Origin of the sequence: Vibrio sp. RE88 (assembly GCF_013113835.1) — a bacterium.
In the GTDB taxonomy this organism is placed as follows: Bacteria; Pseudomonadota; Gammaproteobacteria; order Enterobacterales; family Vibrionaceae; genus Vibrio.
On record NZ_VTYQ01000008.1, the window covers coordinates 217,100 to 243,807 of the forward strand.

At 46.6% G+C, this 26,708-nt stretch carries 29 protein-coding genes; 22 read left to right on the top strand and 7 right to left on the bottom strand.

Features of this window, described 5'->3' with window-relative positions; translation table 11 throughout:
* Positions 1 to 124: 124 nt before the first annotated feature.
* From F0265_RS19180 to F0265_RS19235, 12 genes are all read left to right on the top strand, one after another.
* Complete coding sequence (locus F0265_RS19180) at positions 125 to 493, top strand: hypothetical protein (RefSeq protein ID WP_171750053.1); 369 nt, start codon at positions 125 to 127, stop codon at positions 491 to 493.
* Positions 494 to 538: 45 nt separating this feature from the next.
* Positions 539 to 898 (top strand): hypothetical protein, encoded by a 360-nt coding sequence (locus F0265_RS19185; RefSeq protein ID WP_171750054.1) that lies wholly within the window; start codon positions 539 to 541, stop codon positions 896 to 898.
* 42 nt (positions 899 to 940) lie between these two features.
* A complete protein-coding gene (locus tag F0265_RS19190; RefSeq protein WP_171750055.1) occupies positions 941 to 1,273 on the top strand; it encodes a hypothetical protein in 333 nt (110 codons plus the stop codon).
* A 41-nt stretch (positions 1,274 to 1,314) separates the two neighbouring features.
* Complete coding sequence (locus F0265_RS19195; protein ID WP_171750056.1) at positions 1,315 to 1,659, top strand: hypothetical protein; 345 nt, start codon at positions 1,315 to 1,317, stop codon at positions 1,657 to 1,659.
* Between the two features lie 62 nt (positions 1,660 to 1,721).
* Positions 1,722 to 2,045 carry a hypothetical protein gene (locus tag F0265_RS19200; protein ID WP_171750057.1) on the top strand — a complete coding sequence of 108 codons (324 nt, stop codon included), beginning with the start codon at positions 1,722 to 1,724 and terminating at the stop codon, positions 2,043 to 2,045.
* A 38-nt stretch (positions 2,046 to 2,083) separates the two neighbouring features.
* Positions 2,084 to 2,461 (top strand): hypothetical protein, encoded by a 378-nt coding sequence (locus F0265_RS19205; protein ID WP_045985405.1) that lies wholly within the window; start codon positions 2,084 to 2,086, stop codon positions 2,459 to 2,461.
* A gap of 215 nt (positions 2,462 to 2,676) precedes the next feature.
* Positions 2,677 to 3,018: a hypothetical protein gene (locus tag F0265_RS19210; RefSeq protein ID WP_171750058.1), complete on the top strand. Its 342-nt coding sequence runs from the start codon at positions 2,677 to 2,679 to the stop codon at positions 3,016 to 3,018.
* 243 nt (positions 3,019 to 3,261) lie between these two features.
* Complete coding sequence (locus F0265_RS19215; protein WP_045985403.1) at positions 3,262 to 3,840, top strand: aminodeoxychorismate/anthranilate synthase component II; 579 nt, start codon at positions 3,262 to 3,264, stop codon at positions 3,838 to 3,840.
* A gap of 391 nt (positions 3,841 to 4,231) precedes the next feature.
* Positions 4,232 to 5,446 (top strand): aspartate aminotransferase family protein, encoded by a 1,215-nt coding sequence (locus tag F0265_RS19220; protein ID WP_171750059.1) that lies wholly within the window; start codon positions 4,232 to 4,234, stop codon positions 5,444 to 5,446.
* Between the two features lie 226 nt (positions 5,447 to 5,672).
* Positions 5,673 to 6,692 (top strand): arginine N-succinyltransferase, encoded by a 1,020-nt coding sequence (gene astA, locus F0265_RS19225; RefSeq protein ID WP_006963238.1) that lies wholly within the window; start codon positions 5,673 to 5,675, stop codon positions 6,690 to 6,692.
* Positions 6,693 to 6,709: 17 nt separating this feature from the next.
* Positions 6,710 to 8,167, top strand: coding sequence for a succinylglutamate-semialdehyde dehydrogenase (astD, locus tag F0265_RS19230; RefSeq protein WP_171750060.1), 1,458 nt, complete (start codon positions 6,710 to 6,712; stop codon positions 8,165 to 8,167).
* A 178-nt stretch (positions 8,168 to 8,345) separates the two neighbouring features.
* Complete coding sequence (locus F0265_RS19235) at positions 8,346 to 9,137, top strand: DUF1338 domain-containing protein (RefSeq protein ID WP_045985400.1); 792 nt, start codon at positions 8,346 to 8,348, stop codon at positions 9,135 to 9,137.
* A 149-nt stretch (positions 9,138 to 9,286) separates the two neighbouring features.
* Here the strand turns inward: F0265_RS19235 and crp are convergent, their stop codons facing one another.
* The 6 genes from crp to F0265_RS19265 all read right to left on the bottom strand — a co-directional run bounded on the left by crp (position 9,287) and on the right by F0265_RS19265 (position 14,755).
* Positions 9,287 to 9,919, bottom strand: a complete 633-nt coding sequence (crp, locus tag F0265_RS19240) for a cAMP-activated global transcriptional regulator CRP (protein ID WP_004410522.1) — start codon at positions 9,917 to 9,919, stop codon at positions 9,287 to 9,289.
* A 242-nt stretch (positions 9,920 to 10,161) separates the two neighbouring features.
* Positions 10,162 to 11,031: a phosphoribulokinase gene (locus tag F0265_RS19245; protein WP_019276788.1), complete on the bottom strand. Its 870-nt coding sequence runs from the start codon at positions 11,029 to 11,031 to the stop codon at positions 10,162 to 10,164.
* An 87-nt stretch (positions 11,032 to 11,118) separates the two neighbouring features.
* A complete protein-coding gene (locus tag F0265_RS19250; protein WP_171353088.1) occupies positions 11,119 to 11,331 on the bottom strand; it encodes a YheU family protein in 213 nt (70 codons plus the stop codon).
* Between the two features lie 39 nt (positions 11,332 to 11,370).
* Positions 11,371 to 12,348 (bottom strand): hydrolase, encoded by a 978-nt coding sequence (locus F0265_RS19255; RefSeq protein ID WP_171750061.1) that lies wholly within the window; start codon positions 12,346 to 12,348, stop codon positions 11,371 to 11,373.
* 11 nt (positions 12,349 to 12,359) lie between these two features.
* A complete protein-coding gene (locus F0265_RS19260; protein ID WP_065740812.1) occupies positions 12,360 to 12,836 on the bottom strand; it encodes a TIGR02444 family protein in 477 nt (158 codons plus the stop codon).
* On the bottom strand, positions 12,833 to 14,755 hold the full coding sequence (locus F0265_RS19265; protein WP_171750062.1) for an ABC transporter ATP-binding protein: 1,923 nt from the start codon (positions 14,753 to 14,755) through the stop codon (positions 12,833 to 12,835). Before F0265_RS19265 ends, F0265_RS19260 begins: the two co-directional genes overlap by 4 nt.
* Positions 14,756 to 14,922: 167 nt before the next feature.
* On the opposite strand from F0265_RS19265, the gene kefG reads away from it, so the two are divergent.
* The 8 genes from kefG to F0265_RS19305 all read left to right on the top strand — a co-directional run bounded on the left by kefG (position 14,923) and on the right by F0265_RS19305 (position 21,652).
* On the top strand, positions 14,923 to 15,516 hold the full coding sequence (gene kefG / locus F0265_RS19270; RefSeq protein ID WP_171750063.1) for a glutathione-regulated potassium-efflux system ancillary protein KefG: 594 nt from the start codon (positions 14,923 to 14,925) through the stop codon (positions 15,514 to 15,516).
* Positions 15,506 to 17,299: a glutathione-regulated potassium-efflux system protein KefB gene (gene kefB, locus F0265_RS19275; RefSeq protein ID WP_171750064.1), complete on the top strand. Its 1,794-nt coding sequence runs from the start codon at positions 15,506 to 15,508 to the stop codon at positions 17,297 to 17,299. The genes kefG and kefB overlap by 11 nt, the downstream gene beginning before the upstream one ends.
* A gap of 67 nt (positions 17,300 to 17,366) precedes the next feature.
* A complete protein-coding gene (locus F0265_RS19280; RefSeq protein ID WP_029236219.1) occupies positions 17,367 to 17,561 on the top strand; it encodes a YheV family putative zinc ribbon protein in 195 nt (64 codons plus the stop codon).
* A gap of 96 nt (positions 17,562 to 17,657) precedes the next feature.
* Positions 17,658 to 18,224 carry a peptidylprolyl isomerase gene (gene slyD, locus F0265_RS19285; RefSeq protein WP_006963227.1) on the top strand — a complete coding sequence of 189 codons (567 nt, stop codon included), beginning with the start codon at positions 17,658 to 17,660 and terminating at the stop codon, positions 18,222 to 18,224.
* Positions 18,225 to 18,349: 125 nt separating this feature from the next.
* Entirely contained in the window at positions 18,350 to 19,291 is a 942-nt protein-coding gene (locus F0265_RS19290; protein ID WP_171750065.1) for an isoaspartyl peptidase/L-asparaginase, read from the top strand.
* Positions 19,292 to 19,424: 133 nt separating this feature from the next.
* Positions 19,425 to 20,741, top strand: coding sequence for an adenylosuccinate synthase (locus F0265_RS19295; RefSeq protein ID WP_171750066.1), 1,317 nt, complete (start codon positions 19,425 to 19,427; stop codon positions 20,739 to 20,741).
* A gap of 53 nt (positions 20,742 to 20,794) precedes the next feature.
* On the top strand, positions 20,795 to 20,941 hold the full coding sequence (locus tag F0265_RS19300) for a hypothetical protein (protein ID WP_171750067.1): 147 nt from the start codon (positions 20,795 to 20,797) through the stop codon (positions 20,939 to 20,941).
* A gap of 72 nt (positions 20,942 to 21,013) precedes the next feature.
* Positions 21,014 to 21,652, top strand: coding sequence for a tetratricopeptide repeat protein (locus F0265_RS19305; RefSeq protein ID WP_006963223.1), 639 nt, complete (start codon positions 21,014 to 21,016; stop codon positions 21,650 to 21,652).
* A 77-nt stretch (positions 21,653 to 21,729) separates the two neighbouring features.
* On the opposite strand, the gene F0265_RS19310 is transcribed toward F0265_RS19305, so the two are convergent.
* Positions 21,730 to 23,133, bottom strand: a complete 1,404-nt coding sequence (locus tag F0265_RS19310) for an amidohydrolase (protein ID WP_171750068.1) — start codon at positions 23,131 to 23,133, stop codon at positions 21,730 to 21,732.
* A gap of 249 nt (positions 23,134 to 23,382) precedes the next feature.
* Here F0265_RS19310 and rnr point away from each other — a divergent pair, with 249 nt between their 5' ends.
* Complete coding sequence (rnr, locus tag F0265_RS19315; protein ID WP_064488778.1) at positions 23,383 to 25,848, top strand: ribonuclease R; 2,466 nt, start codon at positions 23,383 to 23,385, stop codon at positions 25,846 to 25,848.
* 12 nt (positions 25,849 to 25,860) lie between these two features.
* Positions 25,861 to 26,598, top strand: coding sequence for a 23S rRNA (guanosine(2251)-2'-O)-methyltransferase RlmB (gene rlmB / locus F0265_RS19320; RefSeq protein ID WP_006963220.1), 738 nt, complete (start codon positions 25,861 to 25,863; stop codon positions 26,596 to 26,598).
* Positions 26,599 to 26,708: the final 110 nt, after the last annotated feature.

The window sequence follows — 26,708 nt, forward strand, 5'->3', positions numbered from 1 at the left end:
TAGCCGATAGAAAAGTTAAGGCCGATGTTCGCCACTACGGCACAACAAAAGGGGCGACAGCCTGCAAACTTGAGTATTTAGGCTTAGACACTGACTAGAATAATAAGCTTTTAATGGTGACATTATGAAAAGAATTTATACCCTATTATTTCTACTTTTTTCTTTATCCATAAATATCAGTGGCTCATTAGCGGGAACGCCGCCTTTCGAAGGGTGCCGTTCTAGTGGTTGTGTGGGAAAAATTGACTCTATTTACTTGCACCGAGATGGAAGCATTAAGTTTCCGCCACCAGGAAAAGTGCGAGGAGACGTACCCAGTGAGCTTAATTGTAAGTTAGGAGAAGGTGTTTACTTCATTTTAAAACAATCTCACACTCACTTTAAAAACACTTACAGCATGTTGCTCACAGCTCATTCATCAGAGAAACAGGTATTTGCCCGTATTGTTGAAGGCTCCAACGATTGCCAGCTCGACTATATGGTTATTTATTAACGCGTATACCAAATTCTGTTTTATCAAGGAGGCCTAGGTTAAAATATGAATATTAAAGCTTTTACCGCTTTAGTGATGTTAATTCTCTCTACATCAGCCAATGCGGCTCGATTTGATATAACTGGGGGTGTTGGCCAAATTCGATATCATGAAGCCTCCAGTTCATTCGCTCCATTATGGCGAAAACACACTTGGTTTGAAATCGTCAACCCAGATACAAAGCCTAACTGTAAACCTTATGCTCCTGGAACTTACGCAATTTCAATTCCAGAAAACAACGCAACAGCACTGACGATGTTGTTATCTGCAAAAATGGCAAATAAGAAAGTCATGGTTACGTTAGATGATTCTATTCTCTTTCCTGATAATGGGTATTGTAAGTTGCAATATCTAACTATTTTGTAGTTAATAGAAAATAAATTAATTTAATATGAGTAAAACTTTATAATGAGAGCAATATTAATTTTATTTTTAGTAATAGCATCTTCAAATGCAATTGCAGAAAGACAGGTAGGAACGGTTAGCGGAGTTATTGTATCTAACGAAAGTGATAAGAAGCAGTTTTTCTTTAAGTTAAAAAATAATATTGTATCTGGTTGTAATACGACAGGTAGGTATGTTTTTGACGAAAGTAAAGATAACTACTACTTAATGTCTTCAGCAATATTAACGGCATTTAAGATGAAAGAAGAAGTGACTGTCGAGTATACGCCGACATGTAATGCCTGGTCTAATAGCTTTGATGTTAGATATGTGTGTATTGGTGATATTAACTGCTAATTGAAATTTTTATATTATTAGTAATCAACGTGAGATAAATTATGAAAACAATGCGATGGTTTATGCTTGCTATAGTAATGGTGCTATCTATATCTGCATATTCTCGAGACGCAGCTAAGGATGGTGATTGGATTACTATGGGAGTTCCGACGGGTATTCATATGGGAACAGATGGTCGTTTTTTTATTAATGGCACAAACTCACATGGAGCTTGCGGCGGAGTAACGCCCTCATATTTTCGACTAGATATGGATGCTCCTCATTTTTACGCCATGTACTCTTGGATGATGCATATGTCGAAGGAAAATAAGCCCATCGAATGTATTGTCAAGAGTGGCTGCGGAGATGACCGAGTATGGGTTGAGTATTGCAGTGGACCGCTGTAAATAATGAGCCAAATAACTTCGTTAAACTGATTATTATTGATTGGGAAATCTATAGGTTTGTTATGAAAAAATTATTTATATTAAGTGCTTTGTTCATTACCCCATTTGTTTTTGCAGAAGAGAAAACTCAGCCTAGAACTATTGATGGCATTCAAATGAGCGCTAGTGGCACTTATTATTTCAGCACAGAAAAAGGATGGGGGGCACCAGGTTGCCCAAATGCTGATTATATATTCTTTTACAAGCATGAAGTTCCTGCTGCTGATGGCCTATTAAGCCTTATGCTTTCCTCTCAGGCTCTAAATCGTTCTGTAGTTGCTTTAGGAAGCTGTACTGATAGCAATCACTTTAAACTTACCTACATTATTCAACAGCCTACACAGTAGTAATAACGCTGAAAATAAACACTTACAAGGATTATAAAATGTTTCTTTGGCTAAAAAAGATCACCGCCTGTGTATTTTTGATTACTGCTTTGGTTCCCAATACTGCTCTGGCTAATATTAAGTTTGTTAGTGGTCAAATAGAGTATGTTCGAACTCACGATGGAGATGTTCTGCCTATGTGGAGACCGCCTGCATTTTGGTTCACGTTACAAGGAGTCGCAGAAGCAGGAGGCTGCCCCACTTGGGGCGGGACGGTGCTCTTTGTTTCAAAGGATTCCGCCGCTTACTCTATGATTTTGGGAGCTTTTATGGCGGGTAAGCCTGTAGCTGTAGCTTATGATGACTCTGTACGTTTTACAGGGGACTGGTGTGTGGCTAACTATATCACCTTAGGTAATCCTCCACCTCTTAGATAACCCTAACTGAACTCAATGACTTAAGTGACATCGGTGTTTATCTCGTTATTTTCGACTGAATATGGCTACTCCCACCTTTATGTAGACGTACTTTGGGGTGGGGTGTATGTAAGGCGGTGGCTTGCGTTGTTGAAAGCGGCTGTGGGACGAACACCGTGCAAGTCCAATATTGCCGCGGTTCACTGAGATAATCACTTTTAATACAGGAAATACTGATGAAAAAAATACTCCTACTGACAGCAATTCTATTTAGTACACCTTCAATAGCAAATATTGGTTGCATCGGTACAGTGAAAAATATTCTCCAATATGCTGACGGCAGTATTAATGTGTATACCGCATACCGGAATGATTATACCGTGATGTGTAATATTGAGAAACATTGGAAAGGGGTCAGCCCTGAAGCATGTCAAGGGATGTTAAGCGTATTACTGACAGCGCAATCAACTGGTAAGAGTATTGCAACTTATTACAGTGGTGATCAATATACTTGTAGCAACCTTCCTCATTACGGAAGTGCACCAGGTCCTGTTTACGTAGGTATCGTAGAGAAATAACAACGATACGTCGAACCGCATTTTCTATGGGCGCCAAAGTAACGGTCCATATCTATGCTGGGGACGATTGTCAGAACGCTGCTTACATTCAAATAGAGCGCTAGCCCATATGACTGTAAACCCATAACGCCAACTTATGCTGGCGTTATTTTTATCGTTTGCAGAGTTATTGCTTGCCTTTCCGTCTTGGTATTGCACAATACCGCCCCTGACAAGCAATTTTATCAACACCAATCCAGACCCATGCTGTTAATCATCGATAACTACGATTCCTTTACTTACAACCTGTACCAATACTTTTGCGAGTTGGGTGCAGAGGTAAAAGTTGTGCGTAACGATGAAACAGACATTGCGGCGATTGAAGCGATGAAACCGAGCCATTTGGTGATCTCTCCGGGGCCGTGTACACCTAATGAAGCGGGGATCACCCTAGAGGTGATCGAACACTTTGCTGGTAAACTGCCGATACTTGGTGTGTGCTTAGGCCATCAGGCAATTGCTCAGGTGTTTGGTGGTGAAGTGGTGCGTGCTCGTCAGGTGATGCACGGGAAAACATCCCCAATTCGACACAATGGCCGCAGCGTTTTTTCTGGTTTGAATAACCCTCTCACAGTAACGCGCTATCATTCGCTGGTGGTACAAAACGGTACACTGCCAGAGTGTTTTGAGCTCACTGCTTGGACGGAGCTCGAAGATGGTTCGATGGATGAAATCATGGGCTATCAGCACAAAACCTTGCCTATTGATGCGGTGCAATTTCACCCAGAATCGATCAAAACTGAGCAAGGGCATGAGCTACTTGCCAACTTTTTACGTCGTTAATCCTCTTTTATTGCCTCAATAAATCCTGACTGGGATCACTTTTTTTAACATTTCTTTCATATTCTTGCGTGCGGATATTATGTGAAAAACTATTCGCAGGCGTTGTCCTGCCTAACTCTCCGCCCTTGTTATTACTATGCTTAACTACAGCTTATCTTTGTTATAAGAATATATTGCTTCATAAAAGCAGTGGCTTAATGCATAAATACTCAAAGCTAATGCAGAACAGACTTTCAGCAGTGAAGTAAAAAGAATAATTCACTATTGAAATGGTTAATTAAATGTAAATACAATGCCGCAATTGCTTAAATGCAAAACAATATGTGCTTTCGTTTAATGAAAGCAAGGATGCAAAAATTACCTGGCATGCGGTATCGAGAGGGAATGTGCAATGACAGTCGAAAATAAAGTAGAACGCGGTTTGTTTGATGAGGTGATGGTACCTTGTTATAACCCAATGGAAATGGTTCCAGTCAAGGGCGAAGGTGCTCGTGTTTGGGATCAGGAAGGCAAAGAGTACATCGACTTTGCTGGTGGTATCGCCGTGAGCTGTTTGGGTCATTGTCACCCTGCAATGGTTAATGCTCTGACTGAGCAAGGCCAGAAACTGTGGCATCTAAGTAATGTCATGACAAACGAACCTGCACTTCGCCTAGCGAAGAAGCTGACAGACGTGAGCTTTGCAGAAAAGGTGTTCTTCGCTAACTCAGGCGCAGAAGCAAACGAAGCGGCGCTAAAACTGGCGCGTCGTTACGCAGCTGACCAGTTTGGCCCTGAGAAATCTGAAATCATCGCTTTCAAACAAGGCTTCCACGGCCGAACTTTCTTTACGGTAACGGTTGGTGGTCAAGCGGCTTACTCTGATGGTTTTGGTCCTAAACCTGGTGATGTCACTCACCTGCCGTACAACGATGTGGAAGCGCTACGTGCACACATCTCTGACCGTACTTGTGCCATCATGATGGAACCTCTTCAGGGTGAAGGCGGTATCATCTCTCCAACAGATGAATTTGTTCAAACGGTTCGCGAACTGTGTGACAAGCACAATGCACTGCTTATCTTTGATGAAGTTCAGACAGGTAACGGCCGTACGGGTAACTTCTACGCTTACCAAGGTCTGGGTGTCACACCAGATATCCTAAGCACCGCAAAATCGCTTGGCGGCGGTTTCCCTATCGGTGCCATGCTAACCACAACTGAACTATCTAAGCACCTGAAAGTGGGCACTCATGGTTCAACGTACGGTGGTAACCCACTTGCATGTGCGGTTGCAGAAGCGGTCGTCGACATCGTAAGCGCACCAGAAACTCTGGCTGGCGTTGCAGAGCGTGAAGCGCTGTTCCGTGACGGTTTAGCTAAACTTAATGATAAGTACAACATGTTCGCTGAAGTACGTGGTAAAGGTCTTCTACTTGGTGCCGCTCTGAATGATGAATGGCAAGGCCGTGCGCGTGACGTACTAGTTGCAGCAGGTAAAGAAGGTCTGATGGTGTTAGTGGCAGGCGCGAATGTAGTTCGCTTTACGCCTTCACTGGTTATCACCAAAGAAGAAATCGCAGAAGGATTAGCAAAACTAGATAAAGCACTTGCCACTCTAGTTAAATAATAAATAAACAAACTGGGAGAGCTGTATTGCAACAGTTCTCCCAATACCAGTGCTATCGGTCATATGTTTGAGTAGTTGCGCAGGAAAAATTGCTTAGAACAAGGCGTAGCTTGCAGCAAGCTAGCGGGCCTAACTTCAAGCTACAACGTAGTGATTAGCGATTTTAGCCAGCGACAACAAATAGATGACCGATAGCATTGGTATCCTGCATCTGGAGGGAGTATCGATGCTGGTTGTTCGCCCTATAGCAATGTCGGACTACGATGCGCTGCACACCTGTGCGGTTGAATCGGGTCACGGATTCACATCTCTTCCGGTTAACGAAGAACTGTTGACCAATCGTATTACTCATTCTGAGTACAGCTTTGCCAAAAACGAAGTAACTGAACCCGGTGACGAAGGTTATCTGATGGTCGGTTTCGATAGTGAGACTGGCGAAGTCGCTGGTTGTACAGGCATTGAAGCTTCGATTGGCTGGGATGTGCCATTTTATTCTTACCACATCAGCACTATTGTTCATTCATCGCCAAAATTGGGGGTGAATAATGTGGTTAAGCTGCTGACATTTGGCAATAACTACACGGGTTGTAGTGAAATCTGTACCTTGTTCTTGCGCCCGAATTTCCGTGGCGGACTGAATGGTCGCCTAATGTCGAAGTGTCGTTTTTTGATGATGGCGGAACACCCGCATCGTTTCTCAGAAACGGTATTTGCTGAAATGCGTGGCGTGTCAGATGAAGAAGGTAACTCTCCATTCTGGCAATGGCTGCAAGAGCACTTCTTCTCGATTGATTTCACTATGGCTGATTACCTGACGGGTATCGGCAAGAAAGGCTTTATCGCCGACCTAATGCCTAAGCTACCAATTTATATCAACTTACTGAGCAAAGAAGCTCAGGCGGTGATTGGTCAGGTACATGAAAATACCAAGCCTGCATTGCGCTTACTTGAGAAAGAAGGCTTCACTTGCCGTAACTACGTCGACATCTTTGATGGCGGCCCGTCGGTAGAGTGTGATGTGCGTAACATTGAGTCGGTCCGCCACTCATTCCGCGCGAAAATCACCATTGCTGAGCACACCAGCTCGCAAGATTACCTTATCTCAAACACGTCGTTTGAAAACTTCCGTGCCGTGGCAGCTAAAGCCGCGTATGACCAGGCCTCTGAATCTGTGATTCTGGCACCTGATGTTGCTAAAGCACTGGAAGTGAATGAAGGCGAATACGTTCGCATGCTGGCTCAGTAATCGAAAGGAATAGAATCATGACACATTGGATTGCAGGCGAGTGGCTTGCGGGTCAGGGCGAATCGATGAACTCGATCAGCCCATACAACAATGAAGTGATCTGGCAGGGCGACAGTGCGTCACCTGCGCAGGTTGAATCGGCAGTGAGCGCGGCTCGAAACGCTTTCTTTAGCTGGAAAAAGCTGACTTACGCTGAGCGTGAAGCTGTTGTGCTGGCGTTTGCTGAGAAAGTAAAAGAGAACAGCGAGCAAATCGCTGAAATTATCGCGAAAGAAACCGGAAAACCAATCTGGGAAACGCGCACTGAAGCAGCGGCTATGGCTGGTAAGATTGCGATTTCTATTCGTGCATACCATGACCGTACTGGCGAAGCGACGCGTGAAGCGGCGGGCAACCAGATTGTTCTGCGTCACCGCCCTCTGGGTGTTATGGCGGTATTCGGCCCTTATAACTTCCCTGGTCATTTACCAAATGGCCACATTGTTCCGGCGCTACTTGCTGGTAACACGGTCGTGTTTAAGCCTTCAGAGCAAACGCCACTCACCGGCGAGTTCGCGATGAAACTATGGCAACAAGCAGGCTTACCAGCAGGTGTAATCAACCTTGTTCAGGGCGCGAAGGAAACTGGTGTTGCTCTGGCAGATTCGAAAGGTATTGATGGCGTATTGTTCACGGGTAGTGCAAACACTGGTCATATCCTGCACCGTCAGTTTGCAGGGCAGCCGGGTAAAATGTTGGCGCTAGAAATGGGCGGCAACAACCCGATGGTGATCTCTGATAACTACGGCGAGCTGGATGCAACTGTGTATACCATTATTCAGTCTGCTTTCATCAGTGCAGGTCAACGTTGTACTTGTGCCCGTCGCCTGTACGTGCCTGTTGGTGAGAAAGGCGATCAGCTGGTCAGCAAGCTTGTTCAAGCAACTCAGAAGATTCGTGTTGATCAGCCATTTGCTGAACCTGCGCCATTTATGGGGCCTCAGATTTCTAAAGCAGCGGCTGACTTTATTCTTAATGCGCAAACAAACTTGCAAAGCCTTGGCGGTGTGAGCTTGCTAGAAGCAAAAGCGGGTGAAGCGGCGTTCGTTTCTCCGGGTATCATTGATGTGACGCCAATCGCTGAGCTGCCAGATGAAGAGTACTTTGGGCCACTACTGCAAGTGGTACGTTACCAAGGTCTGGAGAAAGCCGTTGAACTGGCAAACGATACGCGCTTTGGCTTGTCGGCGGGTCTGGTTTCAACTGACGACAGCGAGTGGGATTACTTTGTTGACCACATTCGTGCTGGCATCGTTAATCGCAACCGCCAGCTAACTGGCGCAAGCGGTGATGCACCATTTGGTGGTCCAGGTGCTTCGGGTAACTTACGCCCAAGTGCTTACTACGCAGCAGATTACTGCGCATACCCAATGGCATCAATGGAAGGTGGTGAAACTCTACTACCAGCTACATTGAGCCCGGGTGTTGAGTTATAAAAATATTTTAAGGGTTTCCCTTACCACCTCCCTTTATAGGGAGGTTTTTAAACGTCACAGGTTGAAGGCTATCTGATCAGATTTCTGGACAAATTTGGTCAGATAGCCTCATTTATAAAATTAAATAAACAATAAATATAACTCCGTTAACGTAGACAAACCCAAACAAGGAGGCGTTATGACGCCACAAGTTTTATTCCAGTCGTTATGGAATGACTATATTCAACGCTTATGTCCCTCTGCTGATAAAGTTCACCATCTGCTTCAGGAAAATGAGCCATTGATCAATGACCACATTGCGCTGCGTACATTTAATGTCGCACCTTTGGGGATTGAGACACTGGCCAAACCGTTTATCGACGCTGGTTATAAGCCGTGCGGTGATTACGAGTTCGAAAGCAAGAAGTTAGTGGCGAAGCACTTTGAGCATCCAGACCCGAAACAGCCAAAAGTTTTTATCAGTGAGCTAAAAGTGAACGAGTGTTCTCCAGAGCTTCAGGCCATCGTTGCCAAGTTGGTTGAGCAATTGGACACCGATAAGCTAAAAGGTCATGAGTTCTTGTCTGGTGGGCGTCTATGGGATCTGAGTTTTGCTGATTATCAGTTGCTGGCAAAAGAGAGTGAATACGCTTCTTGGCTAGCGGCACACGGCTACGGTGCTAACCACTTTACGGTTAGCGTGAATCAGCTTGATGCTTTTGAAGAAGTGAAAGGTGTCAATGACCACCTGCGTGAAGCTGGCTTTACGATCAATGAATCAGGCGGTGAAGTGAAAGGCTCGCCAGAGGTGCTGCTTGAGCAATCTTCTACCATGGCGGATAAAGTGCCAGTGACCTTCACTGAAGGTACTGAGATGGTTCCTGGTGGCTTCTATGAGTTTGCTAAGCGTTACCCAATGAGTAACGGTGAACTTTACCCTGGGTTTGTTGCAGCTTCTGCTGACAAGATCTTCGAAAGTACCAACGGTTAAACGAGATACGGGAACGGGCTTCGCCCAACAGAGTCGGGAAGCCACTCCCAAGGACTAAGTTCGTTCTGTAGCGTTATCGCATTCAATATAAACAAAAAGCCACCAATGTCTCCATTGGCGGCTTTTAAAATTTTAGCGGTTAATCGAAATTAACGAGTACCGTAAACAACGATTGTCTTACCGTGGGCAGAGATTAGGTTCTGCTCTTCTAGCATCTTCAAGATACGACCTACTGTCTCACGAGAACAGCCAACAATCTGACCGATTTCCTGACGAGTGATCTTGATCTGCATACCGTCTGGGTGTGTCATTGCATCTGGCTGTTTTGCCAGGTTAAGCAGTGTTTGCGCGATACGGCCTGTTACGTCTAGGAATGCCAAGTCACCCACTTTCTGACTGGTTACCTGTAGACGGCTTGCCATTTGTGCAGACAGGCGCATCAGGATGTCAGGGTTAACTTGGATTAGCTGACGGAATTTCTTGAATGAAATTTCTGCTACTTCACAAGGAGATTTCGCACGAACCCATGCCGTACGCTCTTGGTCTTCTTCGAATAAACCAAGTTCACCGATAAAGTCACCTTGGTTTAGGTAAGAAAGGATCATTTCCTTACCTTCTTCGTCTTTGATAAGTACTGCAACAGAACCTTTAACAATGTAGTAAAGAGTCTCTGCTTTTTCGCCCGCGTGGATCAGCGTGCTTTTTGACGGGTACTTATGAATATGACAGTGTGAAAGGAACCACTCTAATGTTGGATCGGTTTGAGGTTTACCTAGAACCATAATATCTCACTTCCTCTGCAGGGTACGCTTGCTGCTTTCCATGTTTTAGCTAAGCCTTGAATCAAGACCTACTAGGATAAGAGCACTTTTCAAATGCTGCAAGCCATCTTTGTTTCGGTTTCAAATAGTATCTTTTTTTGAAATCGATTTCTTGATTTTAATCGGGTACACCTTACGATTTTGTACGCAAAAATGTGCACATGATCACGGTATGAAAAGTAATCGTGTTTATAACGCGAGTCTTAGCCAATTTTTCCGGTTTCGATTAACTGTTGCAAGATCGGGCGAACAATCAACTCGACCGCGAAACTCATTTTGCCGCCCGGCACCACGAGCGTGTTGTGGCGAGACATAAACGAACCATCAATCATTGCCAGTAGGTAAGGGAAGTCGACGTTCTTAATTCCGCGCAGGCGAATCACGACAAAGCTTTCATCTAAGCTCGGTATACCTTTGGCGTTGAGTGGGTTAGAGGTGTCGACAGTTGGAACACGCTGGAAGTTGATGTGAGTTCGCGAAAACTGGGGAGTGATGTAGTTAAGGTAGTCGTCCATCGAACGGACAATTGAATCCATCACGGCCTCACGAGAGTGACCACGATCTCGGGTATCTCGAACAAACTTTTGGATCCATTCCAAGTTGACAATGGGTACCATGCCGATCAGAAAGTCGACGTGCTGAGCAACGTTCACATCACCATCAACTACGCCACCGTGCAAGCCTTCATAAAACAGTACATCAGAGTTTTCTGGTAGTTCTTGCCATGGAGTAAAGGTACCCGGCATCTGATTGTACGGTACAGCTTCATCAAATGTGTGCAGATAACGGCGTACCTGACCTGTTCCTTCGTTACCGTATTTACGGAAAAATTCCGCCAGCGCTGGGAAGTCGTTCGCCTGTGGACCAAAGTAGCTGATGTGACGCCCCTGTTCACGGGCTTTACGAATTTCGACATCCATCTCAGGGCGAGTAAAACGGTGAAAACTATCACCTTCTACCCAAGCGGGCTTAACATTCATCATGTTGAACATTTTGCGAAACGCTTCAGATGTCGTAGTAGTGCCTGCACCAGAAGAACCGGTGACGGCTATGATTGGATGTTTTGCTGACATGACAAACCTTGTCTGTAAATAACTGTCCCTTGTTGCATGTCACTATAACACGCTTTATTAGAAGGGCACGGTATGCTGTGTTTTAAACTAAAACTTTTGTTTGAGCTGAATATCGACGGTCTCGTGAAGCTCGGAAAACACCACAACGGCCTCGCCTGATTCGAGTTGGCTTTTGATTTGGTCGACTTTGTCTTGTAGGGAAATTTCCAGTTCGCCGTAGTCCGTGCCTTCGCGTAGGACGAATTCACGAATCAGGTTGTCCAGTGTGTCTGGGTCAATTTGTTGCCATGGGACGATCATAAATACCTCTGTCTTTTATGCTCGAAAAGTTGACGGCTATTATCCAGAAACCGTCAGACTTTGGTAGTAGGCTGGTAACGCTTCTTCTAGCCAGAACCTCGGTTTGAGCGCGCTGCCAGTTAAGAAGCCAACATGTCCGCCTTGTTCGAACAGTCGATAGTCGATGTTGTCAGGGAGGACATACTTAGGGATCACGGCATCCGTCATGAAAGGGTCGTCTTTGGCATGGATGATTTGTGTCGGTATGCGAATGTCTTTGAGTCGATGAATACCGGAGCAGCGCTGATAATAATCTTGTGCGTCTTTAAAGCCATGCAAGGGAGCGGTAATCAAGTCGTCAAATTCAAACAGCTTAGTGACACGCTTGATACTTTGATAAGAGACATCGAGCTCACCTTTGATCAGGTGATGTTTGCGCAGAGCATTTTTCTTCAGCGATGAGAGCAAGTAAGTTTTGTACACCTTAGAGAAGCCTTTCTCGATGCGCTCTGAACATGCTGATAGATCGAGCGGCGCCGAGACGATGGTCGCTGCAGAAAGTAGTGGCTCTTGATTGTACTGCGCCAGATAGTTAGCCAACATGTTGCCACCCAGAGAAATCCCGACTGCGACTTTGGTTTGATTTGGTAGCTGTTGATTGAGCTGCTCAAGGAAGAAACGCGCATCTTCGACTTCACCCGAATGATACGCACGTGCACGATGGTTCGGCTTACCGCTGCAGCCGCGAAAATGCATCATCACGGACAGCCAGCCATGTTGAGAAAAGGCGTGCATCAAGCCATTCGCGTAAGGGCTGTAAAAGCAGCCTTCCAGTCCATGAAACAAGACAAAAACAGGCTTTTTCTTAGCTTGCTCGGTTTGCCAGTCTTCACTCCAAGCCAGATCGAGAAAATCACCATCCGGTGTGCTGAGCGTTTGCCAAAGCGGCTCAAACAGCGCCTTCTTACGAATAAAACGCGGCGCCAGAGTTTGCAGATGTGGATTGGCTAATCCTTTGGCAGCAATAAATTGAGTCATAAGAACGCCTATCAGTGGGTGAAGTCATCGATGGATTGGGCAAAAACGTCGTGTAAATGTTCTCCGCCAAGCTGACGACAATATCTCAATGTCAGCGGTTCAGCTTGGTTAGTCTGTAATTCTATACTGTTGATGCAGTCGACCAGATCAGACTGCTGCTGCTTTTCGAGTTGTAATTCGAATTGCAAGGATTCTCTGTAGAGGGTATCCGGGACATGGGATTTGAGTTTACGGCGTAGGTCTCGATAGCTGTGTAGCAGTGTTTCTGACCGCCCCAAGCATTCTTCGACTTTATGCCAGTCTTCATCGAGAAACGCAGCCTGCTGTTCATCGAGCCATTTCAGTAGTAACAGCAGGTTTACATTGCCTTTGAACTGGTTTTGCAAATTAAGGCACGCATCTTTGACGTCTTTAACACTGTAATATTGCAGGCTGAACTGCCACAAGCGTTCTAGTGTGAGAGATACTGATACGTGCTTTGAGCTCATTGACCGTTAAACTCCTGTTCCATCTGCTCCAGCTCCTCCTGCAGTGCCATCCATTCCATTTCGACGTCTTCCAGTTCGGCTTTAGCCTGACTCTGAGCGGTTAATACCTGATTAAGTTTAGCTTTATTTTCCGCTTCATACAGTGAGTTATCAGATAATTGCGTCTCTGCTTCCGCTAATTGATGACCGAGGGTCTCCATCTTAGCTTCAAGTTTGGTCAGTGTTTTGCGAACAGGAGCCGTCTGTTTACGGAATTCTGCTTCACGACGCTTCTGCTCTTTCTTAGCGGCGGCAGTGTTGGTACTGCTCTTGTCTGGTTGCGCAGATTGTGCTTCGCGGCGCTCAGCTTTCTGTTGCTCTGTCAGCCATTTGTAGTAATCATTGAGATCGCCATCAAACGGTGCCACCTGACGATCATGCACCAGATAGAGGTCATCTGTGGTCGCACGCAGCAAGTAACGGTCGTGCGAGACAATCACCATTGCGCCTTCGAATGTTTGTAGCGCCAGCGTCAGGGCTTGGCGCATGTCCAAGTCTAAGTGGTTGGTCGGTTCATCAAGCAGCAATAAGTTTGGCTTTTGCCAGACGATCAACGCCAACACGAGGCGTGCTTTCTCACCCCCAGAGAAAGGAGCCACTTTTTCCAGCGCTTTGTCACCTTGGAATCCAAAGCTGCCCAGATAGTTACGCAGTTCAAGTTCGTTCTTGTCTGGCGCAATTTGCATCATATGCTGAAGAGGCGTTTCTTCTGGGTGCAAGGTTTCTAGCTGGTGCTGAGCGAAGTAACCAATCTTAACTCCTTGAGAGTAAGTCAGGTCGCCACCTTGTGGGTTCAACTCACGAGAAAGCAGTTTGATCAGAGTTGATTTACCTGCGCCGTTACGTCCGAGTAGGCCTATGCGACTGCCGGGAACCAGATTGAGGCGGATTTTCTCTAGGATCAGATTGTCACCATAACCCGCTGAGACCTCATCCATCATAATGATTGGGTTGGGCAACGCCTCTGGGTCACGGAACTCAAAGCTGAACGGGTTATCAAATTGCGCAGGAAGAACCTTCTCCATTTTCTCCAGTGCCTTTATGCGGCTTTGTGCTTGGCGAGCTTTGGAGGCTTTGTAACGGAAACGGTCGATATACTTTTGCATATGCGCCATTTGCTTCTGCTGTTTCTGAAATTGCGCTTGTTGCAGGAGCAATTTCTGGGCACGTTGGTCTTCAAACGAGGAGTAGTTGCCGGTGTACTCATTCATCTGCTCATTTTCGATATGAATAATGCGGCCAACGATAGGATCGAGGAAGTCACGGTCGTGCGAGATCAGGACGAGAGTGCCCGGGTAGTTTTGCAGCCAGCGCTCTAACCACATCACGGCATCAAGATCTAAGTGGTTAGTTGGCTCATCGAGCAACAATAAATCTGAGCGACATAGAAGGGCTTGGGCGAGGTTAAGGCGCATACGCCAACCACCAGAGAACTGAGTCAGATTCCAGTTCATCTGTTCCTGACTAAAGCCTAAACCATCAAGTAATTCAGCTGCGCGAGCGCGAATGCTGTAGCCCCCAATGGTTTCAATCTTGCCGTGTAATTCGGCAACCAGTGTACCGTTATCGGCTTGCTCTGCCTGGAGGAGCTGCGCTTCCAGTGCACGATATTCACGATCACCATCAATGACGTATTCCAGCGCCGGACGTTCCAGTGCTGGTGTTTCCTGTGCTACCCAGGCCATCTCCCAATGCGAAGGCTTACTGAAGTTACCGGCATCAATCGACAATTCGTCTTTAATTAATGCGAATAGGGTAGATTTACCGCAGCCGTTTTTTCCCACTAAGCCGACTTTGTCGCCTGGTTGAATGATTGCTGAGGTTTGATCCAGTAGTGGCTTACCGCCACGCAACAGCTGGATGTCAGAAAAGGTAATCATAATCTTGTGCTTTATTCTTGCTCGTGTCGCGTCGAATAGTAGGGGGAATGAGATAAAATGTCGATCATTGCGTTATGCTTAACAACAACGTATAACAAACCGATAACGATAAAATTGTACTTTATACCTACTTAAGTATTGAAAACAAAAGGATGGCTGCTTACGGAATGGCTGTAAACGATTTAAATACTGAGTCGCCTGACAAACCGAAAGTGCTGGTGATTTACGCTCACCCTGAATCACAAAGCTCTGTCGCAAACCAAGTGATGATCAAGAAGATAACCGCGCTTGATCACGTCACTGTGCATGATATTTACGCACATTACCCTGACTTTTTTATTGATGTAGATGCTGAGCAGCAGCGTTTGCTCGATCACGATGTGATTGTTTTTCAACATCCTTTGTATATGTACTCCTGTCCGGCCTTGCTGAAGGAATGGATGGACCGTGTGTTGGGCAAGGGGTTCGCTTATGGAAAAGGTGAAGCATTGAAGGGCAAACATTGGCGCAGTGTGATTACCACCGGTGGTAATGAGGATGCGTTTGGTAGCGAAGGTTACAACAAGTACCCACTATCGGAAATTTTGCAGCCCTTTGAGTTGACCGCTGCCTTATGTCAGATGGCGTGGATAGAGCCTCTGGTGCTTTACTGGGCCAGAAATGTATCCGATATGGACCGTTATCAGCATGCTGAGCAATATCGTCAGTGGCTACTCGACCCTATTATGTCTTTAACCGCAGGAGAAATTCATGGCACTTGAAAATGATTTTCTTCAGAGCAGCGTGATCTTTCTTACCGCAGCGGTGGTTGCGGTGCCGTTGGCGCAACGCTTAGGGCTCGGTTCTGTACTGGGTTATTTGCTGGCAGGTATTACTATCGGCCCTTGGGGGCTAGGCCTTATCAGTGACGTTGAAGCGATTCTCCATTTCGCTGAATTTGGCGTGGTTTTACTGCTGTTTTTGATCGGTCTAGAACTGAATCCCAAAAAGTTATTGCAGATGAAAGGGCCAATCCTCGGGCTCGGTGGTGCACAAGTGGTGATTACTACCGCGGTGCTGGCAAGCGTGACCAATCTCGCCGGGGTCAGTTGGCAAACCAGCTTAGTCATCGGTATGGGGCTGGCGTTGTCGTCAACCGCTATCGCGCTGAAAGTGATTGAAGAACGAGGTTTGGCTGGCAGTGAAGCCGGTCAGTCAGGTTTTGCTGTGTTGCTCTTTCAGGATATTGCAGTTATCCCCATGTTGGCGATTCTGCCCATTCTGGCAGGAAACACCGCAGGTGACTGGCTCGATGCGATGTGGATGCTCGGTGGTGTCATTGGCCTTCTGGTTGGCGGCCATTTTCTACTTCGTCCACTGTTCCGTTATGTGGTACTGAGTGGGGTTCGAGAGCTATTTACTGTCGCTGCGCTGCTGCTGGTCATCGGAATTGCACTGCTAATGCAGCATCTCGGTCTGTCTATGGCACTGGGTACTTTCCTTGCTGGCGTTCTCCTAGCGGAGAGCGAGTATCGCCATGAGCTCGAAATTGCCATCGAACCGTTTAAAGGGCTACTGCTAGGTTTATTCTTTATTGCGGTTGGTATGGCTGTGAACTTAGGTTTATTAGCTCTGGAACCGTGGAACGTGCTGGTAGCGGTGTTTGGACTAGTGACCGTTAAAGCCGTCATTCTTTATTTTCTTGCTCGATTGGCAGGGAGTAAGCCCAAAGCCCGCAGTAAGATGGCGGCTATTCTAAGCCAAGGTGGTGAGTTCGCGTTTGTTATCTTTACCGCGGCGAGTGCAGAAGGGTTGTTGGCGCAAGAGCAAACAGCTTTCTTACTGGTTGTGGTGAGTCTGTCTATGGTTACCACACCACTGTTATTGATGGCACAAAGTAAATGGTATGCACGGGGCTTAAACGAAGATGCGGGATCGCTACGCACTGATGTGGTTAACCGCCAGCCAAGGGTGATCATCGCTGGTTTTGGTCGCTTTGGTCAGATTGTTGGCCGACTGATGTACGCCAACAAAATTCGAGTGACGGTACTTGAAAGTGACGCCAGTCAGATCCAATTACTCAGGAAGTATGGCTATAAGGTGTTTTATGGTGATGCGACTCAGCTAGACTTGCTGCGTGCCGCTGGAGCAGATAAAGCCGAAGCCATGGTGATTTGTACCGACTCACCGGATGAAATCATGAAGATTGTCGATCTGTGTCAGTACCACTTCCCGCATCTTAAGTTGCTGGCGCGGGCACGAAGTCGGGTTGAAGCCTATCAGCTTCTGAGCCACGGGGTGGATAACTACTCAAGGGAAACTTTCCTCGGAGCGTTGGACTTAGGCCGTCAAGCGTTAACTGAGCTCGGCATGCACCCGTATCAGGCCAAGCGAGCTGAAGCGCACTTTAGAAAATTAGATAATGCGATGCTGAAAGAACTGTTGCCTCAGCATCACGAAGACAAGCAATTGGCCATGAGAGCCAAAGAAGCCCGAAAAGAACTGGAAGAAATCTTTGGTCGCGAGATGGAAAAAGATCAGCAATCAAAGAGCTTCTGGGATTAAATCCAAACCTTCCCAGTGCAGGATGAACATCCCATGCTGGTGAAGGTTTACGTTGTGGAATGAAAAAATGAAAAAAAGATTTATCGCTGGAGCGAGCTGCCCGAAGTGTTCTCAGCAAGACACCTTACGCTGGTGGATAGAAAATAATATTGAGTTAGTCGAGTGTGTTGAGTGTGAATATCAGGATCAGCGTAAACCGCAGTCTGTGGAGAAAACTGAACACTCGCAACAAGAGATGATCGGTATTTTTAAGCCGGATTGATTGAGTTTCTTTATTTGATCCCCATAATACCCTACATAGAAAATTGTTATTCGGAGCAATTCAATTGCTCCGTTTCTTTATCTCCTTGGAGTCATTATGAAAATTGAAAAGAACGTAGTAGTAAGCCTTGCTTACCAGGTGAAACTGGAAGATGGCGCAGTGGTTGATCAGTCAACAGCAGAAGCACCACTGGATTACCTACACGGCAACAACAACCTGATCACAGGTCTTGAAACTGCACTGGAAGGTAAAGAAGCGGGCGCTCAGTTCTCAGTAACAGTGTCTCCTGAAGAAGCATACGGCGATCATAACGACGCGCTTGTTCAGCGTGTACCTGCGAATGTTTTCCAAGGTGTTGACCAGATTGAAGTGGGCATGCGTTTCCTAGCGGATACTGACCAAGGTCCAATCCCAGTGGAAGTGACAGAAGTTGACGGTGATGAAGTGGTGGTTGACGGTAACCACATGCTTGCAGGCCAAACGCTGACATTCGACGTTGAAGTTGTTGCAACACGTGAAGCGACAGCAGACGAGATCGAACATGGCCATGTTCACCAAGCTGGCGCACACGATCACGAAGGCGGTTGTTGTGGCGGCGACCATGACCATGCTGAAGAGAAGAAAGACGGTTGCTGCGGTGGCGGTAGCTGCGGTTCTCACTAATAGAGAAAAACCACCTGAGTACTGTGCTCAGGTGTTGATTTTAAAGCGCAAGCTAAGTGATTAGCTTGCGCTTTTTATTTATCTAAGGTGTGATGAGAGCAAAGCACACTGCAAAGGAGTAGGATGTGAGCAAACCATTTTCAATTGCGATTCATGGCGGCGCGGGGACAATTTTACGTGAACAGATGAGTGACGAGTTAAAGGCGGACATTCTCAACGATTTAGAAAAGTCCGTTCGTGCTGGTCATGATGTTCTTGCTCTTGGTGGTGATGCGATAGATGCCGTCGTTGCTGCGGTGAAGGTGCTGGAGGACTCAGTCAACTTTAACGCTGGCCGAGGTTCTGTATTAACGCACAAGGAAATCGTTGAGATGGATGCCTCTGTTATGCACGGCAGAGAGGCTAATGCAGGTGCTGTTGCAGGCGTGCGCCATATTCGTAATCCGATTGAGCTGGCTCGTGACGTGATGACAGACAGTAACCATGTACTGTTGATCGGAGATGGGGCCGAAGAGTTTGCCTTTGAGCAGGGGCATCAATACACCGAACAAGATTACTTCTTCACTGACCGACGCTATGACCAACTGCAATCGATGAAAGAGAAAGGCCTATTTGCCTTATCCGAGTCGAAATACCCGGATGACAAGAAATACGGTACAGTCGGCGCTGTTGCTCTAGACAAGCAAGGCAATTTAGCGGCAGCCACTAGTACTGGTGGTGTGACCAACAAAAAGTACGGTCGGGTGGGGGATTCTTCCATCATTGGCGCGGGTACGTTTGCCGAAAATGGTAACGTGGCGGTATCGACCACCGGAATGGGGGAATACTTTATTCGCAAGACTGTCGCGAGTGATGTGGCAGCGCGGATGCGTTATCTCAAGGAAGATGTGCACACGGCCTGTGAGACTGTGATTCAAGGTGAGTTGAAGGCCATGGGTGGCGAAGGTGGTCTGATCGCCATTGACGGTGATGGACATGTCCACTTTGCGATGAACAGCAGTGGCATGTACCGAGCGAGCATTGGCACAGATGGCAGCCTGCTAGTGAAGATTTATTCGGATGAGTAGGGTCAAAACGACCCCTAATAGTAGCACTAACAAAGGGTTAGTGCTTCATTACACTTCTATGATTAAAAAATGACTGCAAGAAGTGTGATTCAGTGCTAGAATCCATTTTTAACTAGCAATCAGACTTGGAAAGATGGGAAATAACGTAGTCGTTCTGGGCACCCAATGGGGTGACGAAGGTAAAGGTAAAATCGTAGACCTTTTAACTGAAGATGCAAAATACGTGGTTCGCTACCAAGGCGGTCACAACGCAGGTCACACTCTAGTCATTGACGGTGAAAAAACCGTTCTTCACTTAATTCCATCAGGTATTCTTCGCGATAACGTAAAATGTGTTATCGGTAATGGCGTAGTACTATCGCCTGAAGCTCTCCTTAAAGAAATGAAGCCTCTTGAAGAGCGCGGTATTCCAGTACGCGAGCGTCTTTTCGTTTCTGAAGCTTGTCCTCTAATTCTTCCGTACCACATCGCTATCGACAACGCGCGTGAAATCGCTCGTGGCGCGAAAGCTATCGGTACAACGGGTCGTGGTATCGGTCCAGCTTACGAAGATAAAGTGGCTCGTCGCGGTCTACGCGTTGGTGACCTTTTCGATAAAGAAATGTTCGCTGAGAAACTAAAAGAAGTGATGGAATTCCATAACTTCCAGCTAGAGCACTTCTACAAAGCAGAAACAGTAAGCTACGAAGAAGTACTTGAGCAGTGCATGGGTTACGCAGATCTTCTTACTTCGATGGTAATGGACGTAACTGACGAACTAGACGCAGCACGTAAGCGCGGCGACAAGATCATGTTCGAAGGTGCTCAAGGTACACTACTTGATATTGACCACGGTACTTACCCATACGTAACGTCTTCTAACACGACGGCTGGTGGTGTTGCTGCAGGTTCTGGTTTTGGCCCTCGTCATATCGGTTACATCCTTGGTATCACTAAAGCGTACTGTACTCGCGTTGGTTCAGGTCCATTCCCAACAGAACTTTACGATGGTCTAGATAAGCAAGATCCAGTAGGTAAGCACCTAGGTGATGTTGGCCACGAGTTTGGCGCAACAACTGGTCGTCTACGTCGTACTGGTTGGTTTGATGCAGTGGCAATGCGCCGTGCAATCCAAATCAACTCACTAACAGGTATGTGTCTGACTAAACTAGACGTTCTTGATGGTCTGAAAGAGATCAAGATCTGTACTGGTTACAAGATGAAAGATGGCGCTATCCTAGAAGTTTCTCCAATGGCAGCTGAGTCATTCGAAGAAGCAACACCAATCTACGAAACTATGCCAGGTTGGTCTGAGACAACATTTGGTGCTAAGTCTATCGACGCGCTTCCACAAGCGGCTCTAGACTACATCAAACGCATTGAAGAGCTAACGGGTGTGCCTGTGGATATTATCTCTACTGGCCCAGACCGTAACGAAACAATCATCAAGGTTCACCCTTACGAAGCTTAATTCTGATTGTTATCAATGATTAAAAAAACCAGCGCATTAGCGCTGGTTTTTTTATGCTCAATTTTCATGCATTATCTATACTGACAGTGGCAAGTTTTTGCCAGTCGTCGGCAATTTTGATTAAAGAGTTAGCAGCCATTGCCGATACAGGTATCAAGATTGCCGTTTATGCGGTTAATCCTAAACATACAGGTTGCTAAGAACCCAGCTTGTATAACCTGTCTTGGTGAGTAGACAGGTGGAGACATTATCGAAGTCAAAGAGTGCAGACAATGAAGCTAAGAAAGTTAGCTGCTTCGATGGTATTTTTGTTTGGGGCTTCTGTGGCTAATGCCAATGAGCTTGCTGAGATCGGTGAGCCTATTCCCATATATACCGAAGCTGAACTGATAAAACTGATCAACGAAAACAAACATTTAGAACAAGTTAAAGCAGACAGTTGCCAATTAGTTGAAGATATCGTCGCTCGAGCGACCCGGATCAGCTTGCCATCCTATGAGTTTTTGTATGGTGACATGCTGGCGTGGGGGGTTTGTGTCGAGCAGGATGTCGAACTGGGCTTGTACTATATGGAAAATGCGGCGCACCAGGGGTTACCTGCGGCGTTGGAGCAGCTTGGTCGCTATTACTCGCGCGGAACTTTAGTTCAGCAGGACAAAGAGCGCGCGATCCCTTACCTGCGTGAAGCGGCTGCGATGGGTAACCTGAATGCTCGCATTCATTTGGCGGAACTGCTGCTACGTGATTATGGCAGCCCGCTGGATTATGAAGATGCGTATCGCTGGCTGTATAACTCGGTGACGGCGGATCAGCGCACGCACAAACGAATTTCAATTCTGCGGCAGGGTCTAGAGCGGCGAATGCCACAGAATATTATCGCCAGAGCCAAAAAACGCGATACTTTCTGGTAAAGCGGTAATCTGACTGCACTCAGGTTATACAACAACGCCCAGCATATGCTGGGCGTTGTTATTTCTAGAGCAGGTGATTATTGAACCACTTCACCCGATTCAATCACGGTTTCACGCACAACTTTGGTAAACTCCAGCGCTTCTTTACGAATCGCTTCTTCATCGACTGTGAGCATGTCGCGGTCTTTCATCAGGATTTTCCCGTCAACGATGGTGTGACGAACGTTGCCTGAGTTCGCTGAATAAACTAAGGCAGAATATGGGTTGTAGACTGGAACCATATTCGGTGCTTTGGTATCGACAACGATGATATCCGCCAGTTTGCCCACTTCTAGAGAACCAATTTTATCTTCCATATGCAGTGCTTTCGCTGCGCCCATGGTCGCCATATCGATGACTTTAATCGGTGGCATAGCGGCGCGGTCTTTGTTGACCAGCTTGTGAACCTTAGCAACTTGGTTGAATTCATCAATCGTGCTTAGAGTATTGCCTGACATTGGGCCGTCAGTACCTAGACCGATACGAACATTTTCATCGTACATCTTAAGCGCTGGTGATACGCCTTTCGCTGACTTGATGTTGGCGCTCATGTTATGGGCAACGCCCATATCCGACTGCTTAACCAATTCAATGTCTTTGTCATCGACCAGAATCATATGTGCGCCAACCAAGTTTTTGTTGAGCGCACCAATACTGTCCATGTACTCAACGGGAGACATGCCTTCAGCTCGCTCTGTAATTTTTTCTTCTTCACGATGCGATTCTGCAAGGTGAATCATGACCGGCACATCCTTTTCCAATGACAGCTTGGCAATCTTCTGCAGAGTTTCAGTCGTATTGGTGTATGGGGCATGCGGTGCGAAAGCGGGTGTAATACGTGGGTGGTCTTTGTATTCTTCAATAAAGTTGAGTGCGTATTGAATCCCTTCTTCTGCATTGGCCGCATCAGCAACAGGGAATTTAATCACAGTTTCACCAAGAATGGCTCGCATACCGATTTTATCGACAGTCTTAGCCACTTCGTCCTCAAAGTAGTACATGTCGGCATAAGTTGTTACACCTCCTTTGACCATTTCGACGTTACCGAGATTGGCACCAATGCGTACCATATCGCGAGAAACGAGCTTAGCTTCCAGCGGGAAGATATAACGGTGCAGGCGATCGGGTACATCATCTGCAAGTGAACGGAACACCGTCATTGAAACGTGGGTATGGGTGTTGATTAGCCCCGGCATCACAATGTCGCCATCCACATCGATCGTTTTCTTTGCTTGGTACTGTTTTTCAAGCGACTGGTCACCAACGGCTAGGATCTGGTTACCTTTAATGACAACCGTGCCTTTCTCGAACACTTGCTTATCCTGGTTCATGGTCAGAACCATGGCATCTGTGATCATTAAATCGACTTTTTCAGCCGCAGAAACAGAAAAAGAACATAACCCCGCGATTGTGGCAGCGAGTAAAGAACGTTTAATACTCATAACGAAACCTAAATATGGACAGTAAAATTTGACTGAATAATAAAGTTAAACTTTACCATTGCAATCGTTTGCTTTGTCATTTTCACTGATGTGTGATCTTTAACGTACGTTGTAAAAGATTGTGACCGTAGATGCTAAGTTATGAAAATGGAGCGAGAATTTGGCTTTTTAATCTAACTCTCCTGTAGCTTAGTAAGTGAGTCGGATATACTAGCTTTAATTACCTTCCTTGTTTAATTAGGCGCGCCTATGTCAGAAAGCACCCCAAACGATCCATTTGCAGCTCGCGAATCAGAGAACTACGAAAACCCTGTTCCAAGCCGAGAGTTCATTCTTGAATTCCTTGAACAAGCTGGTGTTCCTTTGAATCGCAATGATCTGTTTGAAGCTCTACATCTAGAAGGTGAAGAGCAGTATGAAGGTTTACGCCGCAGATTAAGAGCGATGGAGCGTGACGGTCAACTGGTGTTCACACGTCGTCAGTGTTATGCCTTGCCAGAAAAGCTCGAAATGGTGAAAGGTTACGTTATCGGACACAAAGATGGTCATGGCTGGGTGCGACCTGAAGGGAGTGTGGGCAAAGATAACGATGTGGTACTGCCTCACCATCAGATGAAAAGCGTTCTGCATGGCGACTATGTTTTAGTCCAGCCAACACAGAATTCGAAGCGAGGAAGAAAAGAAGGTCGTTTGGTTCGCGTGCTTGAGGAGCGTCAGACGCAAATCGTGGGTCGCTTCTTTATGGAGTATGGCTATTCCTACGTTGTGCCAGATGATTCTCGTATCAGCCAAGATATTCTCATCCCTAATGAGCTGCGTGCAGGGGCTCGAATGGGCAATGTCGTCGTGATTGAAATCACCGAGCGCGGTTCTCGTTCGCGTGGCATGATGGGCAAAGTGATCGAAGTTCTGGGCGAAAATATGGCGCCAGGAATGGAAACACAGATTGCGATTCGCACTCACCAAATTCCTCACGAGTGGCCTGAAGAAGTGGATAAGCAAATCGAAGGGCTAGGTGAAGAAGTACCAGAAGAGGCCAAGCAAGGTCGTGTTGATTTGCGTGAACTTCCGCTTGTCACCATTGATGGTGAAGATGCGCGTGACTTTGATGATGCGGTTTATTGTGAAGCGAAGAAAAGCGGCGGCTGGCGTCTTTGGGTTGCGATTGCTGATGTAAGTTATTACGTCCGCCCAGATTCTGCGCTGGACAAGGAAGCCATCAATCGTGGTAACTCGGTCTATTTCCCATCGCAAGTGGTGCCTATGCTACCGGAAGTGCTGTCTAACGGCTTGTGTTCGCTTAACCCACAAGTTGACCGCCTGTGTATGGTATGTGAAATGACCATTTCTGAGTCGGGTAAGCTATCCGGATACAAGCATTACGAAGCGGTAATGAACTCACATGCACGTCTGACTTACAACAAAGTGCACCACATCCTTGAAGGTGACGAAGAACTGCGTCAGCGATACCAGCCTTTGGTTCCTCATCTTGAAGAACTGCACAAGATGTACAAAGTACTTAAGCATGCGCGAGATAACCGTGGCGCTATTGAGTTTGAAACCGTTGAAACCAAGTTCATCTTCAATGCAGAGCGTAAGATTGACAGCATTGAGCCCGTTATTCGCAATGACGCTCATAAGATCATCGAAGAGTGCATGATTCTGGCTAACATCGCATCAGCGTCGTTGGTTGAAAAAGCCAAAGAGCCGGCACTATACCGGATTCACGAATCTCCAGGTGAACAGCGCTTGACGGGGTTCCGCGATTTTCTCAGTGAGCTTGGGTTAGACCTGAAAGGTGGCCTGGAGCCATCACCAACAGATTACGCCGATTTAGTCAGACAGATTGGCCAACGCCAAGACAAAGAATTGATCCAGACTATGCTGCTTCGCTCAATGAAGCAGGCGGTGTACAACGCTGATAACTGTGGTCACTTTGGTCTAGCGTTGAAACGCTATGCGCACTTTACTTCACCTATTCGTCGTTACCCGGACCTTTTGCTTCATCGTGCGATCAAATATTTAATCGCAAAAGAGAATGGTACGCTGAAAGATCGTTGGACACCTACGGGCGGCTTCCACTATTCCTTTGATGATATGGATTTCTACGGTGAGCAGTGTTCGATGACGGAACGTCGTGCCGATGATGCGACGCGGGAAGTGTCTGATTGGCTCAAATGTGAGTACATGCAAGATCATGTAGGCGAAGAGCTGGAAGGTGTGATTGCTAATGTGACTGGCTTTGGCTTCTTTGTCCGATTAACAGAACTGCATATTGATGGGCTGGTCCATATTTCTACACTGGCAAACGACTACTACCAGTTCGACCCAATTGGACAGCGGTTGATCGGTGAAAGCTTCGGTGCCATCTATCGTCTAGGGGATGCAGTGAAAGTGAAAGTGCTGTCTGTAAATCTAGATGATCGACAAATTGACTTTGAATTAGTCGAAACTAGTCGTAAGCTACGCGGCAAAGGAAAAACAGCCAAAAAACGCGCAGCCGAGGCACAGAAAAAAGCTAAGGCGAAAAAAAACGCGGCAGCGAATGGTCGACGTTCAGTAGACAAAGCTAAGCCTATGGTCGAACCAACTAAACGCCCGGATGGCAGCCAGGAAGAAGGTAAAGGTAGTAAAGCCTCGAAGAAACCTTCAGATAAAGCGCGTAAGAAAAAACCACGTAATAAAGCGAAGAAAGCACGTGGTAAAAAACAGTAATCGGATAAATTAATGAGTAATGAATTTATTTACGGCATTCACGCAGTAAAAGCGGTACTGGCAAAAGAGCCAGAGCGCTTTGTAGAAGCCTTTGTATTAAAGGGTCGTCAAGATGACCGTTTAATGCCAATCCTAAATGAACTCCAGATGTGTGGTGTGTCGATTCAGCAAATGACACGTAAGACTCTGGATGACAAAGCTCGTGGTGCTAACCACCAAGGCATTATGGCCAAGGTGAAGCCTGCTAAGCAGCTGAATGAAAATGACCTCGATGACATCCTTGCCCAACATTCCGCACCATTATTGTTGGTATTGGATGGAGTCACTGATCCGCATAACCTAGGCGCGTGTTTACGTAATGCTGATGCCGCGGGTGTGGCTGCGGTGATTGTTCCTAAGGACAAATCCGCGAACATTACGGCTACGGTAAGCAAAGTCGCATGTGGCGCAGCAGAAACGGTGCCTTTGGTTCGCGTAACCAACCTTGCTCGCACTATGCGTGCGTTGCAAGAGCAGGGGATCTGGTTTGTCGGTACGGCCGGGGAAGCTACCCATGACATCTACCAAGCTAAGTTAACTGGGCCTCTTGCGATAGTCATGGGAGCTGAAGGCGATGGCATGCGTCGCCTGACACGTGAAACCTGTGATGACCTAATCAAGATCCCAATGGCAGGTAGTGTGTCGAGCTTGAATGTGTCAGTCGCATCGGGAGTGTGTCTGTTTGAGGCCGTTCGCCAAAGACTGGCTTAGTTAGTCATTTGGTTTGATTGACAGGAAGCGCAGGCTGTTTGTTCAGCCTGCGCTTTTTATTTGGCTGTAAGCCACAGCATGACAAATGAGTCAGCTTGAGCTCTCTTCGT